The following is a 21,064-nucleotide window of genomic DNA, read 5'->3' on the forward strand; positions in this document are numbered from 1 at the left end:
AACAGCACATTTGACCCGAATACTGCTGTTCCGCAATACGACAATGGGTTCTCAGCAAACAGATATTTCACTTTCCTTCCTAGTTTTTGAGAACCCATTTTTTTGTCCAGCCGATATCACCCATGCTCTCTCTTTTGAAGCAATCGTTTTCGATTTCATCGATTGATATTTGTTGCCCTCTCGACGACTTCCAATTTCTATCGAGCGATGACCAATTTTCCGACGAATTCGTCCTTTAAAATTCGTTCACCAGTTCGGGCCGTAGCTGCAATTTGATAGAGATAAACCCCATTGGCCAAAGGATCGCCATCTCGGTCGTGGCCATCCCAAAATACCTGATTAAGCCCGGCATCGCATGAGAGATCGGAGATGGTTTGAATTAACCTACCAGCGATGGTATAAATCCTAATCCGACACTGCGAAGGATGACTTAACGAGAACAAAAATGTTGTGCCAGTTGTGAATGGATTGGGATAATTATAAACGTTGGAGATTTTCAATTGATCGTTTGAGATCACAGTGAAGCCAATTGAAGCGACTGAGGAGTTATTAAAGTTATCCCAAGCTTTGACGCGCACTTTATGTTCCCCTGGTTCAAGGCCAACATGTTGGATGAGATTATTGTTTGAATCATACGAATTGCTCTTATAGCTGGTCAAAGGATACCGGATCTTTCCCGCTTTGAAATTGTCCTCGTAATAGTTGAATTGGTCTGTTAAAATTATCTCATTATCGTCGCGATCATCAATAACCATGGTAATATGATGTCCAATGTCTCCCGCAATATTGACGCCGCTCACGCTATCAGCGATCTCAATTTCAAGGATCGCATCTTGGGGAATATAGCTTCCATCACTTAATAAGCCACCAGCAACTCTGATTTTAATGATCGGGCCTTCAATATCTCGCAGTGCTGAAGTTCCGCCGACTGGGATATTCTCCCGATAGGCTGCGCCATGCTGTTGTTCATTTGCGAAGTAAATGCTGATTCTCCCATTTGTCCCCCCATAAGAGATATCTTTTGGCACCATAAAACGGGCGGCCAATTCGCCTTGATTGACATTTACGATGCCTCGGAAAATGGTTCGACCTGGTGCGATATAAGGGATTTGGCTGCCAAATGGCGTTTGATAGATTTTGATGCTTTGAGAATCGAAAATTTTTAGCAATGCCTTGCCAGAGAACTTTTGTGCTCCCGGCTTGCCTGTCGTCGCTTGACCGCGAATGATGATCTCGCTCAATGCCTTGAGGGTATCGGGCTGCATGGAGGCGATATTTCCGATCAGTATCGGTTTTGCCAAACGCATAGTCGGATCGCCATATAAGTGGTATTTCTGGTCATTGATGGTGCTGAAGTTGTTGATTTTGGCGCGAATTAGAGCCACACCTAACCTTTCAGTTGGGCCATATGGATTGCTGAACAACTGTTGATAAAATCTCTTGTTCAGCTCAGTGTTATCACTGGCATAAGCCAAACGAGCAGAAGTCATGAAAGCAATTCCACCCCTTCGTTTTGTTACAAAGAGCTTTTCAGCCGTTCCCCGCTCCATTGGATCATCAAATCGGCCGAAATCGCAGGTCGCTGCAACCCAAAGTGGCAACTTATCATCATTCTGTATCAAGTCGACATCGCGATTGTCCAACAGAACGCGTTCGTCAGCCCAGATGGTGGGAGCGCCATGACCTACATAATTTACAATCAGTGTCCCTTTATTCAGACGGTCCAATAAGGCTGCTGTGGCCGCTGGCTTGCGAAAACCAGAGAATGCGGGTTCTCGAATCGCTGGGTACTCGATCAGATAGATTTTTTCTTTGTTCAATGATTTTGGGATGGTCACTTCCATGATGGTTTCGGCATCCCGCGTATGCATCACTTCATTCTGACTTTGCGAATTATGATACTCATCATCCGCCACCATGGTCACGATATTTCGCCAGTCCTCCACCGGAATCTCCTGATCTGGCTGCCAGTAAGGTAAAGTTTCATAGCGGAGGATTTTTTCGACCACATTCTGAGTTTCTTCGACCGATTGCACTGGAAATCGCCCAATTGCCAGGTCTGGATGATTATCATCTCCGCTCACTAACACAAAAAATTCATCCATCGTTCGATTAGAATTTTCATCAAGCTCCGCTGTCTGATAGGTCGGGATCCAATTTCGATCTAGATTGCTTTTGATGTTCTTGTAATCATAATCCCCATCTCCGCAAAGCAAAACATAGCGCGGAGAAGGCGTCCAATTGTCATAAGCATACTTGATGAAATCCCGTATGGCTATGGGGTCAAACAAGCCCCAAGAGAATTCGTGATAAACATCTGTTATTCTGACTACAAAAGTTTTTAAGCTATCAAAGGTTTCACGATGATACTTGAGTGGAAGCACGGCATCGTAAAAATCATCATGAGTGATAATGATAAAATCTGCTCCCTCCACCGAATTTCGCAGATTGGCTGATGTTACTGGTTGAATTCTTGTTGGCTGCAACCATGCTTCAGGTGTCGCCGCGAAGTAATCTCGGCGCGGCAATCCCGTACTTGCATCGCCAAAAGTAATAGTGCCAGAGCCAATAACGGCGTCGGCGATCATCTGAACATTGAATGGATCGGTAATGTCATAAACTTCAATCTGATTGTTTTTGAAATTGGAGATCTGGTATAATTGAGGAGCTTCGCCAACCTGGTTGAACATAAGCGAGTTATCCCGAGCAATGAATTGTCTTTTATATTGAATCTCAAACCAATCCACATAACTCTGGCTCTCAGCCGCACTTCCATTATAAGTGATTTTCAGGGTATTGACTCCATTGGCCGCCAAGGGGACGGTCGCTTGAGCTTCGAACGCCCGCAGCGTGTAACTCCCATAGAATGAAAAGTTGCCGAGCAATTGATTATTGAGCGTCACACTGAAACTGTGATTCCCAGGTGTGATGCCGAGCAGTTGGATTTTGAAGTAGACATTGTTTTCACTGGTTGCTGGGTCAGGCAGGAATACGCTATAACTTTGTTGAGCGCTCTGGCCGAGCATCTGACGACCGAACCAATTGATCCCAGATTTGAGGTAATTGACTGACTCATCTTCATTGAAAAAGCGTCCAGTAAAATAGGGAGCTGGGGTAGCTCCAGCCAGAGCAACCGACGGCTTCATCGCCATCCGTTTCCCAAGCCTATTCCCCCAGTTTAACCAATAAATATTTTCTGTGGTGTAGTGGTTGATATAGTGCTGATAAAAACTGGGCTTGCTATCGAGCCGATCCCATCCATTCACCGCCTTCCCGTAAAATAAAATATAATCGTCTTTATCGAATTTACCATTGCCATTAAGATCAACCACCCGAATGGCGTGTTCAATTAAACTATCGGGACGCCATTCCTTTAGGCTTTGGGGCAGTTCGCGCCCCCCATTATTGAAAATTTTAATGGTTTCTGGTTGGATAGCGCTGATGTTTACTCCTTGTTTCGCTAAATCATCACCGCTAATTTTATATAACCCATCCTGTTTAATAGTAATTTTATACAAATTCTCAGCCGGAAATACTGGTTTCGCGCGCTTGAGTTGCGGCAGATGCCGTTTCAACCATTTACGAGATTGAGGAAAATTTATGACAACACCTCGATAAAACTCTTCATCCCTCCTCGCATCCAGCCTTGATCCGATGCCCTCTGTACTACCATTGAAATCCACTCGGATGATTATTCTATGATGGAATAAAATTCGATTGGCACCTCCCTGCAGTTGCAAAGGCGCTAAACGAATGGTTACCACTCGTTGATCCCTGATAAAACCTGACTGATCAAAAGTGATGATCTGCTGGGGGAATAGTTGTGTTGACTGGTAGACTTCTGGTTGAGGATGATAATGATAATTTGCCGCTTGATCAATGAAAGGAATTGGCAACAATTTACCTTCGAATGCTTGGGTCTCCACCCCAATAATTTTGACAGTAACCTCTGCCTCCAAAGGGATGCCGACATTTACCACCCTGGTTGGAATTGCTGGGTAACCCGGATCCCCCGAAATGCTCCCATTGCTCAATCGAATACTTAAAAATATATCTTGATTGATTCGCAGCGTATCAATACGCTCAATTAAAGGAGACAGTTCGAGTGTAATGCCCTGATCTGAAGCGTCAAGGATCCTAACATCATCACTCATTGCAGATAGAGTTGCGCCGCTGAAGAAACTAAGTAGCATAGCCGCTGCGATCAAAATCTGCTTGATCTGATTACTCGCAAACTGGTTGATCATAAAAATAAACTCCAAATAAGATTTTCGTGTTTAGATTCCTGGGGTTGAGCAGGATAAAACAGGCCTAATCATTTAAAACCAATGCACATTTTTAAATTACCACACCTTGGAACCTCATGGAAAAATATTCAGTGAGGTCCCTGATGAGTCAAATCAGGCGACTCTTTTGGCCCAAGAAATTGCATCGTTCAAACAATGCTAATTTACGCCCTGCTTGCTCATTGCTCATAATTCAGCATCGCCTCAAAGCTCAAGTTGAACTTCCCCATGGATCTGAGGCAAGACAAGATCTTTCAATGCTTCATCAATTACAATTCAGCTTATTGCAATTGCATCGGCGCGACAACTAATTTCTAACTTAAGCTGATAAATTTTACTATCCAGAATGCGCTATGGGATGATTTATCAAGTTTCAAAAATGAACAAAATGATCATTAGTAATTAGCCACACAAGCGGTCAAAATGTCTTGTTTGGCTATTCGGATCTGGTTTGCAGGAAGTCCTTCAGGCAACGCATCCGTTATTAACCAGATCGGCCATTACAAGACGATGAATTTCAAGCCAAGCTAAAAAAAGCAAATCATAGATCATTGCATTTCTCATTAGGCTTGCCTAACGAAAATTGAACATCCATCATTCTTAGTTATTATCAAAGCACACGCCGGATATATGCGTTCACCTGCTGGGATCGACTGATGATCCGATCGTAACCGGCGATCCCCAAAAAACAAAGGATCATTAATCCCAAACTACCAACGATCCCAGCAGCTTCATCTGACCACCCTAAAACAGAAAGCCATGAGCTCCCCAAGAAATAGCCGATAATTAAAGCAAACACGGGCAACAGAAATACGATAGCCGAATATTTTACCACCTGCTTGGGATTTATCTCCACTTCAACATTATCCCCAGGCCGAGCGCCTAATCGATTCAAGGCTACTATTTCAAAGCGCCCCTCGCCAAAGGACTTGCATGCGGTGCACCCAGCACATTGTTCACCCTTGATCATCATCACCCAGGCCAAATCGCGCTCTACCCTCATAACGATGCCATTTTCTAACATAATTTATCCCAATTACCCCAAATTTTCATGTTCAAAGCTGACAGATAAAGAAACAAGCATCTGGAAAATAGATTAAACCCTGATGGATTTATTTTTCGTTTTTCTAATATTTTTAGAAGAACTTTCATCATTGCCAACCAATTGTTACCATGCCAAGCGATTCTAAAGCTCATGAATTAGATTTTTTATTTTAAACGAACAATTGTCTTTTGAGTTCAACCAGAAATAAAAAAGCCCTTAGTGATACTACTAAGGGCTTAGCGATTTTTTGCCAAAAATTATCCGAGGTATTTCCTTAATGGTTCTAACCGAGATCGATGGCGCAATCGCCGAAGGGCTTTTTCTTTGATCTGTCGCACCCGTTCCCGGGTCAGCCGAAAATGTTCGCCGATCTCTTCCAGCGTCAATGGACGATCGCCCTCAAGACCAAAATAGAGCCGAATAATCTCAGCTTCCCTCGGTTTCAAGGTCGACAAGATTTTATCTATTTCGACCTGCAGCGACTCTTTCATCAAGGTGCTGTCCGGCGGACTATATCGGTCGCTTTCAATCACATCGAGCAAACTATTACCGTCTTCTTCTTTGAACGGCTCATCCAGAGATAGATGCCGTGCTGAGGTTTTCAATACATCGGCCACCTCGAAGGTCGACATCTCCATTTTCATTGCGACTTCATCCATGCTGGGTTCACGGCCAAAGGCTTTCTCCAGCGATTCCAGGGCACGACCGATCTTATTAATAGCCCCCACTCGGTTCAAAGGCAAACGAACCACTCGGGACTGTTCTGCCAGCGCTTGCAGGATGGACTGCCGGATCCACCACACCGCATAGGAAATGAATTTAAAACCCCTGGTCTCGTCAAAGCGTTGTGCCGCCTTGATGAGCCCAAGATTGCCTTCGCTGATCAGATCCTGCAATGGCAAGCCCTGTCCCTGATATTCCTTCGCTACACTAATGACAAAACGCAAATTGGCTTTCACCAATTTATCAAGAGCCTCCTCATCACCTCGGCGAATTCTCCTGGCAAGTTCGATCTCTTCCTCTGGCCGTAATGGCGAGAATCCACCGATCTCCTCAAGATATTTTTCGATAGATTGTTTCGTTCGAGATCCTACCACTTTCTTCTTCTTAGCCATACAACTACCAACAAATTCAAATCTTAGTTAGAATACAATACAGACGAACAAATCCCATTACAGAAAAACTTTTGCTATAAAATTGTTATTTCAGTTAATTGTCAAAACCCTTTTGACCTGATATCTAAAGGAAAAAACGGACGGTCCATTGAAGGAAACAAATGAAGATCAGAATCAGACTCAAATCAACATCTTTCACGAACTTTATCTCCAGCCCAGTCGATGCTACATTAAATTTCCCAGTGTTGTCAAGTTTTTTCTAATATTTTTTTTACCCGCCGAATCGCCTTATCATGTTTTAAGCGTTTTCGTTGACTCGGCTTTAAAAAATAGCTGTTCTTTCGATAATCCCGCAAAACTCCAGCTTGTTGACATTTCTTCTTAAAACGAGTGATGGCGCGATCTATGGGTTCTTTCTCACCAACGATCACTTTGATCATGTTAGATCACATCCTTTCTCTCCTTCTCTTTTTGTGCTCTATGAAATTTTCATTCGGGATTTATACTAAAGCTCAGTTTTAAAGTTCCTCACGTTTTAAAATATTTTTATACCTGCAGCTATTTTTAACCATATTTTTTTATCATTGACATTTTTGAAATATTCGAGACCGAATAGGTTGGGGGAATCAATCTGATTGCTGTTTTAGTGAGCGAATAACAAGAAACCAAATCCGCCTCTTTTTTTGAAGATTAATATTGAATATCCGATCCCGATCCTGTATCGATTCCAAAATTAATATACTAAATAAATCTCCAGAAGTCAAGCGAATGATTTGAAATTTTGTATTTTTTTCTGGCTTTTTAAGCTTTTTTTTTGATCTTCGGCAAAAAAACTGAAAAAGTGGAGCCAAAATTAACCTTGCTTTGCACTTCGATGCGACCGCCGTGTTCTTCTACGATCTGTTGGGCAATCGACAGACCCAGGCCAGTGCCTGTCGGCTTCGTCGAAAAATAAAAATCGAAAATTTGTCCCAGTAGCTCTTGCGGAATTCCTTTTCCAGTATCATGAAAATTGATCACTAACCATTCCAATTGTTCATCAGGCTCTTTTGAGACGAAAGTTTGCAATTCGACCGTAATCACCCCTCCACCTGGCATCGCCTGGATTGCATTGACCAAGATATTTAAAAATACCTGACGCATCTTTTGTTCATCGATGAAAAGCAATGTATCATCGCTCCGGTATTGACGATTTATTCGAATACCATTTTGCAACGCCTCAGCCTGAAGGGAGATGATGGTTTCGTCGAGCAATTGATCCACTCGAACCATTTTGCGATCCAATTTTCGGGTTTTAGAGATCATTAGAAAATTATTCACCAAGTCATCAACCCGTTGAATTTCGCTGGCAACGATGCAAAGATAGTGGCGCAATTTCGATAATTTTGGCGCTGGTCGATTGAGCTCCCGCTCCATGACCTGCATGTTTACAACCATAGCATTCAATGGATTGCGAATCTCGTGCGAAAGCACAGAGGCCAATCGACTCAGCGTCTCGAGCCGTTCACTGCGTTTTAATCGTTCCTGGAACAAAGTCAATTTCTCCGCCATCTCATTGAAGCGGTCTGCTAACATCGAGATCTCATCCGCTCCAAGTGTAGGGATCCGATATTTGAGATCACCAGCTGAAAATTTATCAATCCCTGAAACCAATTGCTTTACTGGAGTGACGATCCTTCGGGTAAAAATATATGCGATCACCATCGAGAGCCCCACGCTTGTCCCCATAAACAAGAGAATCTGAAGCTTCATTTTATCAGCAACTGCAAATGCTTCGTGCAGCGGCTGCTGGATTACCACGCCCCACCCCAGTTCGGGCAACGCTTCATATGCAGCAATCATCTTCACCCCATCCCGATTTACATAGATCCTCTGACCTGATTTATTATTGTTGATATCAGTCAGTATATCAACCTCGCGGAAGCTTTCCTTTAAATAGACATTCCGGGGATCTGAATGGGCAATAAACCGTCCATTTTTCTCGAATACAAAAGCCTGACCAGATTTGCCCACCGCACTGCTATCCACCACTTCCCACATGTCTTTCAAATTCACCTGGGCCAGCAGGATCAGATCTTTCTCATCATAAAAACGAATGACTTCTGCCATGTCCATGACCGGCAACTGATATTCGGTCAGATAGACCTCAGACTGATAGCCATGTCCCTGTTTCACCTGGTGAATAAAATTCTCATGACAATATCGAAGCGAGTCCTCATTTGGAACTGTTGAAATAACGATCTTTCCTGTATCGTCCAAAATCTTGATAGTGCTAAACAGCGGAAAATTTGCCACCATCTCGTTGATCAATAGATCCTGAGCAAACCGAGTTTTGAGATTATTCAGGACATTGAATGCGTTGAACTCCAGGTTTTTCCTGGCGTTTTCAATCCTGGTTCTCGTGATCCGTGCAAAATTGCGCGCCAACTCGGTGTTCCGCTCCCGCACCGTCATTTCAACTGCATTTTGAACGGTGTGGATCAACACCAACCCGGTGATCAGTAGTGGAACCGAGGCCACCAAAATATGAGATATAAGCAATTTGGTAATAAATCTATGCTTGATTTTAATTCGCAATGGTCGCATAACGATGCTTTTGATATTCACTAGATCCTTGTTTTCCGATAACCCTATGCGCCAAATGCTTCCAGTTGCACTTTCATGAGCAAAATTCGGAAAAATACACCAAGCTGATTAGCAGATGTGTTTCTTTGATGACGATTGCACTGTTCATCTCAATCGACCAGTACATTTCGCAGTTCTCTCCACGAAATAAATCAACGTCAATACCTTGCATGATCAGTTGCATGCATCAATTGCCCGCGTTGCGAACTAATTGGGCAAATCGGATCGAAATTGGCGGCTTAAGGCAGAGTCATTTCCTGAATTCCCATTCCGCAAATGGCAACAATTTCCCTTTGGATTGAAAATTGGTGAATTTCTGCCGATTCACAAAATATCGATCCAACCATAAGAAGAATAAAAAGGCGCCAGGCTGATCGGAATTGATCTGTTTTAAGATCGCTTGGAGTAGCAATTTTCGAGAATTCTGATCCGGTTGGATGTGGTATAATGAGAACAAATGATCGATCTTGCGATTTCGATACCCAAAAATATTGTCACTATTCCTAGATCCGAAATAGGTCTCGATGCTCTCAATTGTCTCATCAAATATTAGGGTTGTCAGGAGCACATCGTAATTCTTTTCCATCAGAGATTTTTTAATTTCGCTCTTAAACATAGGTTTCCGGAGCACATCGATTCCCATTTTGTTCCAGGCAAGCTTGATACGCGTTGCTAATTGCTCTTCGATCGCTACCCCCTTTTCATAACCAAGGGTGATCCGAAATGGCACGCCAGCCTTATCCAGAATATCATCGCCATCTGTGTCAAACCAATTTTCTGATTGGAGTAATTGAATTGCTTTTTTGGGATTAAACTTGTATTCTTCAAGATCGGAAAGATGAAGCGACGATTCTCGAGAAAGCGGGCCATCGGCCAAATCGGCAGTTCGATTGAGAACTCTCTCAAGAATTGCGTGACGATCTATCAAATAAGTGAGCGCTTGTCTGATCACAGCACTTCTTAAAATGTTATGTTGATTATTGAAAACCAGCGTCTTTACTTCGTTTGGTCGTTTATAGCGAAAGTGAATGGCATAGGCGGTGGTTGATTTATGCACTTCCTCAGCAGTGCTGTAACTTTCCGTGATCGCAAAATCGATTTCCTCTTTGACAATCGCCCCAATTAGGCTGTTCTCTGAATCAAAAAATTGAAAAATCACTCGAGATGGATGATTCGAAGCTGCTGCCCCTGGATAATAAATCTTAAACATCACTGTTTGATCTGTCTCAGCGATTTTTACAACTTCCTGAGCGCTATTGGGCGTAAGCACTGGATAGTAATCATTCTGGATATATTGCTCAAGATCCGACGGATCTATTCTGCCAAGCAACTCCCCAACTACTAAATCCTGAGGCTTCGGCTGAATTTGATTTTGGGAGAGCGCACTTCTAACTCCAACGATTAGCCAACAGCAGAAAATCATCCTTAGGAGGAGACAAGCGGTCGATTTAGCGATTGTTTTATCCAAAATTATTTATGACCTTTCAGTGATCATGGTTAGCAAATAATATTCGATTTTTGTTCCTATTCGCCACAATTGATGGCGATTTCATAGAAGGATCGAACATCAACTGTACTGAAACGGCATCGCATTCTTGAGACAATGAACTCAATCAAAAGCCATTGGATTGCAATACAAGTCCGATTCCCATGTATATATTTGCATTGAAATGGACAAGGAATTTCTAGCACAATATCCCTTTCCATTATGAATGTTCCATTCGATATTATCTTATTTGCTCGCTATCGAAATCATCGCTTGAACAATTATTTTAATATTTTTATTTCAAAATAGCAAGCAAAAATTTAAAATCTAATTGATCATGTAAAAAAAGAGCAATAATCAAGAGTTAGAGTTAGCAAAAAAGTCTTGACATTCATCAAAAATATTTGTTAATTACATCAGAAAAAAATGAAGCACAAACAAGCAGGGGAGTGCTTTGTATGGACGCCTGCCGTCATGTCTCATGGTTTATGGGAGTTATGATTTTGCTTCAACTGGCATGCACCGAAGAACAGCCATTCTTCCCTCAAAACTTGCCGGGTAGGATCGTTGGAAGAGTAAGGCCAGAAAGCATTCGCGCTGTGATTGAGCTTTATCAGGGACAATTGATCCGAACCACTACTTGTGACTCCTCAGGTTTCTTTACATTAGACAGTTTAGCCCCTGGCATTTATAATTTGGAAATCTCTGCCCAAAATTATGGTAGACAATTCATCAACCAATTGACAGTTCATTCTGGTCAGACCACTACCATCCCTGATGTCGAACTCCGACCCTATCCCGAACAGATCTCATCCTTTATTCCAGTGTCTGGCGCCACAAATTTCCCATTAACAGCACCGATACAGATCCAATTTGCAACGTTAATGGATCACTCTTCCGTTGAGCAGAACTTTCGTCTTGAACCTGCGACACCGGGTCACTTCAGCTGGCAAATCGTGTTTGGGAACAGCCATCTTTCTTTTTTCCCAGATGATCAATTTCAATCGAAAACGGTTTATACATTCCTTCTTACCACCGAAGCGCGCACCAGTCATGGAAAAAATCTACCCTTTAATTTTACAAGCAACTTTACCACCGAGGGTGTGAGAGTCACCAGCACCATTCCAGAGAATGACGCTTCTTTTGTGTCACCGCAGACTGAGATTTTCATCAGTTTTAATTCCAGAATGGATCGGAGCAGCGTCGAGCAAAATTTCATAATACAACCGAACAAGCTGGGCAATTTCAAATGGCTGGATTCGCGCCGGTTTATTTTTCAGCCAGGCAGTTACTTGGCAAGCAATACGCAATATATTGTCATTGTGGGAAGTGAAGCCAGGGATGTATTTGGAAATTTTTTGCAACAGCAGAGCGCAACAGCCTTTAGAACCGAGCCATTGAAAATCAGCTATAACTTTCCAGAAAACGGTGCCACAGGAGTAAGTCGCTCCGGTCCGATTGTCATTGGTTTCAACACGCTGGTCGATCAAAACTCAGTTCAACAGGCCTTCACTTTATCACCAACAATTGAAGGGTGGGATTTCCAGTGGAGTGATTTATCACGCTTCCAATATTCAGGCACTGCTCGATTGCAACCAAACACATTCTATATGGTAACGATCGATACGACTTGTACCGATGCCTGGAGAAATCGTTTGCCATCCAATTATAGTTTCGTATTCAAAACCGGCTATTAAAATTTGATATACTCTCGATAGATACCGGCACGCTCTGGGTCTAATTTGATCAATTTCTCAAATATCTCAGTTTCCTCAGATGTCTTGAATAATTCAACGATTTCGATGTGATGAGCTTCTAAAAATTTTGTGCATCTTTTGTATTTCGGATCTTCGACCTTTTGTATTTCTTCTAACATATTAATTGCTTCTCGGATGTAGGTTCTGGCCTTGGCAGGATCTTCTTTGGAGAAATATAATCCGTAAAAATAAAAATCTTTCATCTCACGGTACTTTTTGGTCTTATCATTCATTAGATCGGTGATCAGTTCCACTCGAAGATCCCAGCCTTCTATAAATTGTCCCAGACCAAAACGAGCCTGTTCAGCAATTAATTTCGCTCTTTCAAAATAGGGGGTTCCCAAAAGATAACCAAATTTATCCATTTCTTCGGCGATGATAATGTTCATATAAAAATCTAATAAGCTGGTCAAAGAATCCCAATGATTATCAGAATGAACCGGGATTTCGCCCTTTTGATAAGCGAACCGACAACGGCGGTCGGCGTACTGGACATCGCTATTATTGCTGACTAAAATCTGTGCTTTGTATCGGTCCTGATAGCTGACACTGATATCTTGCAATACAAGCGACCAGCTAATTTTTAGCTCCCCGACAAACTCATCCTTGGTCCATTTGTAATTATTAAGATAATCCTCCAAAACCTGTTTAAAGTTTTGGAGCTTATTTCGATTTTCGTCAGGGAGGGCGTTCAATTCTAAATCAACTGTCACTATGATCCGTTGAGAAAGCAGCTCGAACGGCAGAATCGAAAGAAAAAGAAAAAACAAAATTGTTAAAAGGGAATTTAAGAAGCGATTTTTCATTTTTACTTTAAAATTGTGCTGGTAGTTAATCATCGTTGATTTCCTTCCGATCATAATTATGCTCAAGAATAGCATCCACAGAGTGATCGTATTAGTTCTGATTCAATCAAAAGATATTGAATATTAACATCTGCTATTATGAAAGTCAAGCAAATAATTTCTCCTGCTCCCCAAAAACAGACTTTTGTCATTATTCAGTGCTTTCTATTATTCTTTTCCTCTACGGTAGATGCAAGCTTTGAATTAAAAGGCAGCAGCGCCAGAGTTCAAGGGCTAGGGTTAGCCTATGTAGGCCTTGCCAATACGCCAGAAGCTATTTTTATTAATAGCAGTGGTCTGGCCCAATTGAAAGGATTTGCTTCATCGATCTATTACACACGGCCATTTGGGTTGAAAGAACTAAACTATGGCTCTATTGTCGCCATGGCGGCTACACCTCCGGCCAATGTCGCTCTGGGCTGCCTTCATTTTGGTAATGAGCTTTACAGCGAACAGTCATTCATCCTTGCACTTGCTCGTCCTTTTCGCAATAACTTTTTCTATGGGATCAATCTACATTACATGAAACTACAAATTACTGGTTACGGTTCAGATTTTTCTTTGGCGTTTGATGGCGGTTTTCTGGCGAAGCTGAACGATCACCTTAGCTGGGGATTTTTTGCTACCAATATTACCCGCGCTCGCATGGGTGCTAGCAAAGATCAACTTCCTCAAACCATTTGTTCTGGCTTTAGCTATGTGCCATGCAATGATCTGGTGCTCAATATCGATATTTTTAAAGACGTCAATTTCCCGCTTGAACTTAGGCTGGGTATCGAATATCGGCTGCTAAATCGCTTGGCGTTGCGAACTGGAATCGTTAGTGAGCCAACCCAGTTTGCTTGTGGCATCGGTTTCTTTTTTTCTCGCTTCACAGTCGATTATGCAATGACCACTCATCAAATACTGGGCTTAAGCCATCATGTATCATTGCAGGTACAAACCAAATCGAAACCAGTATCTGTAACCCCTGTTGAGCCGTTAAAACCCAGCTCACAAAACGAGATTACAATTAAAATAAACATCAATACAGCCGATGAGAAGAGCTGGCAACAGTTACCTGGGATTGGGCCTAAATTGGCACGCCGGATTGTAGAGTACCGCCTTCAGGTTGGGCAATTTAATAGCATCGAAGAATTATCTCATGTGAAAGGTATTAGTAAATCGAAGTTGGAAAAACTAAAACCTTATCTTACGCTGGACCAAAATTGAAAGGTACTTCCTTTAAAAAATTAATCTACTGGCTTTGCTTGCTTTATCTTTCATGTTTAGCATCAGCGCACGCCCAGGAGACCAACCTCGAACCATGGTTGGAAAACTATTCCGCCTATTCCGATCCTGCCGATTTGCTTGAATTGCTAAAGGAATTTGAAAAGCGTCCAATTAATTTGAACGACGCCACAGAAGAGCAATTAGCTCGATTTCCTTTGCTGAATCCTATTCAAGCACGAGCAATCGTTCAGTATCGACATAAAATTGGAGCATTCCATTCCCTGACCGAACTTTCTCAGATCGATCTTATTGACCCTACTTTGGTGCCAATTTTATCAAAGTATTTGACGGTGGGATCTCAACGGATAGATCATCAATGGTCATTGAATTTGAAAAGCCGATTGAGCCGAAAAATTGGCGCTTCGTCTGAAACTGAAGACAGCGCGACAGTTGTATCACCCAATAAAATTTATCAGCGACTTGATTTCGCCTATGGAAATAAAATTCGCGCTGGTCTATTATTAGAAAAAGACAGCGGCGAACGAAAGTTCGATGATTTGATGCTCTATTTTCTCAGCTATCACAATCGCTCCACTGGGCATAAGCTAATTTTGGGCAATTATCGTCTCGAATTTGGTCAAGGCTTGATTTTTGGAAATCCTTACGGATTTTATAAGGGAAGCGCTGCCAACCATTGGGCGATCCAACGCAGCCGAGATTTAATCGAATATACTTTGGTGGACGAAAATGCTTCACTTTATGGCGTTTCAGCGAAACTTTGTTTTAAAATTTACCAGTTGTTTTTGTTTCTGTCGAATAATAAATTAGACGCCGGCTTGAATAGCGAAGGAAAAATTAAAAATTTTTATAATACAGGCCTTCACCGCACTCCTAACGAGATTGCGAAAAAAGATCAGCTCCTCGAACGACTGTCGGGCGCACGATTGGCAATCAAACCAACAGCTCATCTCGCCCTCGGGACTACTCTCTATCGCTCGACGTATTCTCCCGCGATCGCCATGCGCGATAACAATCAGTATCGGTTTGCCCTCCAAGGCAGTTGCAATTTTGTTGCTGGAGTTGATTTTCAACTGACCTGGAATCACTTCCATTGGTTTGGTGAATGTGCGCGGTCCCAAAGCCAAGCCACTGCCCTGATCTCTGGAGTGTTATTCCAGATGAAACCTCTGGAACTGATCGTCTCTTATCGGAATTATTCCAAGCAATTCATCAATCTTCATGGTCATAGTTTCAGTGAACAGGGCGGTTATCCGCAAAATGAGCGAGGAATTTTTTGGGGCTTGCAGTTTGCCCCCTCCTCAACCCTGAAATTCACCTTTTATTTCGATCAATTCAGTTTCCCCTGGCGAAACTATCTCATCTCTATGCCCAGCAGCGGCAAAGATGCTCTGTTGCAAGCCGAATATCGGCTGATGAAACATGTAAAGCTGACCACACAATACCGCTTTGAACAGAAAGATCACCAAATCAGCAAAACTCAGCAGATACTTCCTAAGGTCGAGCATCGAGGCAGAACCCAATTGGAAGTTCAAATAGATAATCACGTTACGCTTCGCGGTCGCCTGGAGAAAAAATGGGTTGCGTATCGTAATCTCGGACCAATGTCACTCAATTATGCTCAAAAATTCAATGGACTGCTCCTATATCAAGATATTCTCATTCGGTTTAGAGACAATCTTCATCTGGCAACGCGCCTCGGATGGTTCGACACTGACAGCTACGAAAGTCGGCTCTATCAATTTGAGCATGACGTCGTTGGAATATTAACAAATCAGATGCTCTATGGGATCGGTACCAGGCACTACATGCGGCTACTTTGGGAACCGTATGAGTTTTTGCATATCTCTGCAAAGCTGGCATCCACCCAATATAATCCGCAAACATCCACCAACTCAAAGTCTGCTAAAAATACTTCTGAATCAGAAATTTTCATGAATTTCCAAATAGAAATTCGATGGTAAGCCAACAGGGAATGTAATCCAATAATCCATATTTTATCTTTATCCTATATTTTGCGTCCTAAATTTTAGCCTTGACTTAGATGTTTTATTGCTTTATATTGTGGGTTCAATAAACTAAATATCAACTGCAAAATTAATCTAATTTCATGCCATGGAGAAAATCTTAATTGCATTTTTGAAAATGACAGCCCGGTATGGTAAGCCCCAACCGGTTGTCGACATCTTTGGAACGCTTTCTGGAGCAAAATCGGTGATTGTGATTATGCCTAAAAAGTTGGATGACTTTGGCATCGCTCGCAGATTTATGGCTACAATGGTGAAGGATTTTGCGCCTGCTCGCCTCATATTTGTCATGAAACCCCAGTATCGGAGCTTGCTCAATGGCGACCAAGACTATGGCATAATATTTGTATCTGAGACTGATGTAAATTTTTGGGGGCTCCCTAAAAAAGAAATCGTAAAAAAAGTGGTAGCAACAGCCTGCGACATAGTTATCGACTTAAACAACGAATTCGATCTGCCTAGTACTTATCTATGTCTCAAAAGCAGAGCTTCATTGAAAATTTGTTTTGATCATGAAAAGCGCGAGCCTTTCTATAATTTCTATTTCAGAACCCCGGCCGACCTTAGTTTGAGCAGCAAATATAAAAAACTCTTGCATTATCTGAAAAATAGATCAACGGCCGAGACGGTTGATGCTTGAGGCCATACTGAAACTCTGCAATTGCTGTTGCTCTTTTCTAAAATGTTTGGACATCTTGCCATTGGTAAACATGGAGAATCGGGTTTCATGGCAGAAACTTTTGACAGCTTAAAAAACCAAATTGCAGAGCTTCAACAAAAATGTGCTGATCTGACATCGAGTAACCAGGATCTGAAAAATCGATTAGCAGAGCTCAATTCCCTTTATCTGATCAGCTTGACGCTAACTCGGAGTTTGGATTTGCCCGAAATATTGAAGTCAATTCGGAGCTTGTTTCAGAAAAAACTGAAGGTCGATTTTTTTGGGATTTTTATATTGGATGAGAACTTGAGCAGCTTAAGTTTGCAGTCCTATTTCGGACTTGCAAGAAAAATTGAAGAGCTGCCACCTGTGAAATTCGGAGAGGATATCTTAGGTGAGGCTTTAGCCACAGAACAAACGATCTACATCCCAGATATTTCTAAGGCAAATCATTACCAGTTCTTTAAAACAATCCAAATGACTGGTTCATTTTTGGCCATTCCGATCTTGATTCGGAAAAATCATCCTCTAGGAGTTCTCAGTTTGCAACGCCGAAATATCGATGCCTTCGCTATAGAGGAGCGCGAATTCTTCAAAAGAATCGCCCTGGAGCTCGCAAAAGTAGTGGATAAATCTTTGTTATTTCAGCATACCAAGGAGCTTTCAATCACCGATGATCTGACCGGACTTTACAATCGGCGTTATTTCAATCAAAGGTTCGAGCGTGAAGTATTGCGCGCAAAACGATATCGACGGCCTTTATCGATTCTTTTGGTTGACATTGACTATTTCAAAAACTATAATGATATCAACGGCCATCTTTTGGGCGATGACGTATTGAAAAAGGTTGCTTATCTGATAGAATCGAACCTTCGCAAAGCTGATATTGTCGCTCGTTATGGTGGAGAGGAATTCGTAATCCTGCTCCCGGAGATCGATAAGGTCCATGCAGATCAGGTGGCGGAGAAACTGCGACGAACGGTAGAACTGCGGCATTTTCCAAAAGAGCAATATCAGCCCAATAAGAATCTAACAATCTCGATTGGGCTCGCTACGTTGCCAGAGGACTCCACGAATCCCCGCGAACTACTCGAGTTTGCCGATCGGGCACTCTATCGAGCCAAAGAGGAAGGCCGCAATCGGGTCGTCGCCTACCATGCTGCGATGATGCCATACAATTCGTCAAACATTCTGCATTTAGAGCCGAAAACTATGGCCATTGCTAAATGACGACCGCTGCGAACTCGCGTTGCTGGCTCAAGACACTTTGCCTCCGGTCATAGCTAATCCTTGGTGGTGAAGTTGAACGATTGTCGCTTTAGCCGAGCTCAGACTGTCATCATAGGCAGTATCCTGCAGCCGCATCTGACTTGCTGCACCGTGGGAATGATATTGCTTTTAATCAAACACTTCTTTCTGAGTGTCCAACGTCTCGCGTCATTCTTTGAACAGTCCGCAAACGATTGTGATTGGTCGAAATGAAAGATGTTCGCATCGCGAAATCTTGTAGTGCCCGAGTCTATTCTATTGCCCTGTTGTTCTTTTCTTTAGCGGCGACCTCTGCGCTCGCAATCTACCGGCCTTCATTTCAAAGAAATTATGACACTCAACATATCCAATTGCACTTAAAAATTGATCATCATCAGCGCTCACTATTGGGCAAGACGAAAATCACCATCGTCCCACTGCACCATCATCTCACCTCACTAGCATTTCATGCGGCCGATCTGGAGATTTATTCGGTTTCACTGGCCGATCAAATTGCTCTGCACTTTACATCGGATTCAGAGACGGTAGCAATTACCTTCCCTCATCCGATTGGGATCGAGGATACAATAACAATTACCATCGACTATTTCGCAAGGCCGAAAAAAGGGCTCTATTTTAATGCTCCCTCGGCGGAAAAACCCAATGTTCCGCAACAAATCTATTCGCACTCAGAACCCATCGATGCCCGCTACTGGTTTCCTTGCTATGACGAACCAGATGATAAAATGACCAGTGAAGTCATCGCTACGGTAGCGGATAGTTTTTTTGTGCTCTCCAACGGAAGGCTGGTCGGTGTCAAACATAATCCTCAGGATCATACACTAACCTATCATTGGCTACAGGATAAGCCTCATGTGAGCTATTTGGTTTCAATCGTTGCTGGCGTTTATTCTGAAATCAGGGAGAATTCCAAGCAAGTTCCTCTGTATTATTACGTTTATCCTGGTCAGGAAAGTTTGGCTACAAACAGCTTTGGTAAGACCCAGAAGATGATCGAATTTTTCGAGCGCAAATTCGGACATCCTTATCCATGGGATAAATATGCTCAGATTATCATTGCTCGTTATGCTGCTGCTGGGATGGAGCATACCAGTGCCACTTCGTTCGATGATCGCATCATTCATGACGATCGTGCCCACTTGGACGATAATAATGATGATCTGGTAGCCCATGAACTGGCGCATCAGTGGTTCGGCAACCTTGTCACTTGTCATGATTGGAGTCACTTGTGGCTTCAAGAGGGAATGGCGACTTATGCGGAAATATTATTCAAAGAATTCGACGCAGGGAACGACGAGGCTCAGTTCGCCATTTATAATGACGAGCAATTTTATTTCGAAATGATCGATAAAAAATTTCACCAGCCGATCGTATTCGATGCTTATCTGCATCCAGAAGAAATGTTCAATTATATCGAATATCAAAAAGCTGGGCTGGTTTTGCACATGTTGCGGTATACCATCGGCGATTCATCATTTTTTTCAAGCTTGAAAACTTATTTAGATCGCTTTAAATTTCAAACAGCCGTCACCGCAGATTTTCAAAGCGTGGTTGAGCAAGTGAGTGGTCAAAAGCTTGATTGGTTCTTCGATCAATGGTGTTACCATGGTGGGCATCCAAAGTTAAAAATCAGCAGCGCATGGCTTCCAGAGAGAAAACAGCTTCAGCTTTATGTCACACAACAACAATCAGATTCTTTGGGACTGATACCAGTTGTTTTTAAGGCTCCAGTCGACGTGGAAATCATCGGAGACAGAGGACGGCAAACCCATCGAATTTTTCTGGAGGCAAGGGAAGACACGTTCAGCTTTTCGTTCCGCGAGAGACCAGTTCTAATCCGTTTCGATACCGCGAATTACCTGCTGAAAGAAGTGACATTTATCAAATCGCAGCAAGAATGGATCTATCAATTGCTCAATGACCGACATGTTGCCGCTCGTCTCGAGGCTCTGAAAGCGCTGGAAAAAGCAACTTTTGATACGCTCCAAACCATCACAACAGTGACGCATTGCCTGCTTTGCGACCCGTTTTGGGCGGTCAGAAAACAAGCCGCCTTATTTTTGATTGACCATATCAAGCCCCATGGCGATCGATTCAAGTCGGCGCTCATTTCTGCCTGCGCAGATCCCCATCCCCAAGTGCGATCGGCAGCGGTGGCTGCTTTGGGATTCTATTATGATCGGGCTTTAAATCCTGTGCTGCGAAGGATTGCTGATCAGGACGCCAGCTATAAAGTGGTGGCTGAGGCCATTTATTCACTCTCAAATGTACCTGACGATAGCAGCTTCTTTCTGTTCAGCAAATTGGTGGACATGGAATCGCACAATCAAAGCGTCCGCAGCGCTGCTTTGCATGCATTGCGCCAATTAAAAGATGAACGCGCAATTCCGATTGCCATCCGGTTTGCTGCTGATCGCAGTCAGAATGAAGACATTCGGCTTAATGCCATCAGCATGCTCAAAGAGCTCGGCGGAACCGATCCCCAAGCCGAGGCCGTGACCATCCAGCTTTTAAATGATCCCAACAACTTTATTAAGAAAAAGGCCATTGATGCGTTGGGTCAATTTCGATCATCTAAAGCGTTAGCTGCCCTCAAACAATTAGCTGAACAGCCATTGCCAGATGATATCCGGCGTCGCGTAAAAAATGCGATCGAAAAAATCGAATGGCACATGAAAAATTGAGGTATTTTTTGCTCGTTGTTCGCTTATTTTATTA

Annotated in this window: 13 protein-coding genes; 6 read left to right on the forward strand and 7 right to left on the reverse strand. The window is 42.7% G+C overall.

The genetic code is table 11. The annotated features are described in order from the left end of the window. Positions 1-197 precede the first annotated feature (197 nt). From porU to ONB37_00985, 6 genes are all read right to left on the reverse strand, one after another. Positions 198-4,247, reverse strand: coding sequence for a type IX secretion system sortase PorU (gene porU / locus ONB37_00960; GenBank protein ID MDZ7398709.1), 4,050 nt, complete (start codon positions 4,245-4,247; stop codon positions 198-200). A gap of 649 nt (positions 4,248-4,896) precedes the next feature. Continuing rightward, a complete protein-coding gene (locus ONB37_00965; GenBank protein MDZ7398710.1) occupies positions 4,897-5,310 on the reverse strand; it encodes a SoxR reducing system RseC family protein in 414 nt (137 codons plus the stop codon). 278 nt (positions 5,311-5,588) lie between these two features. Further along, positions 5,589-6,446 (reverse strand): RNA polymerase sigma factor RpoD/SigA, encoded by an 858-nt coding sequence (locus ONB37_00970; GenBank protein ID MDZ7398711.1) that lies wholly within the window; start codon positions 6,444-6,446, stop codon positions 5,589-5,591. 248 nt (positions 6,447-6,694) lie between these two features. Beyond that, positions 6,695-6,886: a 30S ribosomal protein S21 gene (gene rpsU, locus ONB37_00975; GenBank protein MDZ7398712.1), complete on the reverse strand. Its 192-nt coding sequence runs from the start codon at positions 6,884-6,886 to the stop codon at positions 6,695-6,697. 361 nt (positions 6,887-7,247) lie between these two features. Beyond that, positions 7,248-9,053 carry an ATP-binding protein gene (locus ONB37_00980; protein ID MDZ7398713.1) on the reverse strand — a complete coding sequence of 602 codons (1,806 nt, stop codon included), beginning with the start codon at positions 9,051-9,053 and terminating at the stop codon, positions 7,248-7,250. Between the two features lie 268 nt (positions 9,054-9,321). Beyond that, entirely contained in the window at positions 9,322-10,539 is a 1,218-nt protein-coding gene (locus ONB37_00985; GenBank protein MDZ7398714.1) for an ABC transporter substrate-binding protein, read from the reverse strand. Between the two features lie 476 nt (positions 10,540-11,015). On the opposite strand from ONB37_00985, the gene ONB37_00990 reads away from it, so the two are divergent. Continuing rightward, on the forward strand, positions 11,016-12,254 hold the full coding sequence (locus tag ONB37_00990) for an Ig-like domain-containing protein (GenBank protein MDZ7398715.1): 1,239 nt from the start codon (positions 11,016-11,018) through the stop codon (positions 12,252-12,254). Here the strand turns inward: ONB37_00990 and ONB37_00995 are convergent. After that, on the reverse strand, positions 12,251-13,153 hold the full coding sequence (locus tag ONB37_00995; GenBank protein MDZ7398716.1) for a DUF4835 family protein: 903 nt from the start codon (positions 13,151-13,153) through the stop codon (positions 12,251-12,253). The two genes, ONB37_00990 and ONB37_00995, sit on opposite strands and share 4 nt — an antisense overlap. A 105-nt stretch (positions 13,154-13,258) precedes the next feature. Between ONB37_00995 and ONB37_01000 the strand changes: the two genes are divergently transcribed. From ONB37_01000 to ONB37_01020, 5 genes are all read left to right on the forward strand, one after another. Then, complete coding sequence (locus ONB37_01000; GenBank protein ID MDZ7398717.1) at positions 13,259-14,371, forward strand: helix-hairpin-helix domain-containing protein; 1,113 nt, start codon at positions 13,259-13,261, stop codon at positions 14,369-14,371. Continuing rightward, on the forward strand, positions 14,368-16,353 hold the full coding sequence (locus ONB37_01005) for a helix-hairpin-helix domain-containing protein (GenBank protein MDZ7398718.1): 1,986 nt from the start codon (positions 14,368-14,370) through the stop codon (positions 16,351-16,353). Before ONB37_01000 ends, ONB37_01005 begins: the two co-directional genes overlap by 4 nt. A 181-nt stretch (positions 16,354-16,534) precedes the next feature. After that, on the forward strand, positions 16,535-17,056 hold the full coding sequence (locus ONB37_01010) for a hypothetical protein (GenBank protein MDZ7398719.1): 522 nt from the start codon (positions 16,535-16,537) through the stop codon (positions 17,054-17,056). Between the two features lie 87 nt (positions 17,057-17,143). After that, positions 17,144-18,307: a diguanylate cyclase gene (locus ONB37_01015; protein ID MDZ7398720.1), complete on the forward strand. Its 1,164-nt coding sequence runs from the start codon at positions 17,144-17,146 to the stop codon at positions 18,305-18,307. 248 nt (positions 18,308-18,555) lie between these two features. After that, positions 18,556-21,030, forward strand: a complete 2,475-nt coding sequence (locus tag ONB37_01020) for a M1 family aminopeptidase (protein MDZ7398721.1) — start codon at positions 18,556-18,558, stop codon at positions 21,028-21,030. The last annotated feature ends 34 nt before the right edge of the window (positions 21,031-21,064 follow it).

Source organism: candidate division KSB1 bacterium (assembly GCA_034506395.1).
GTDB lineage: Bacteria > Zhuqueibacterota > Zhuqueibacteria > Thermofontimicrobiales > Thermofontimicrobiaceae > Thermofontimicrobium.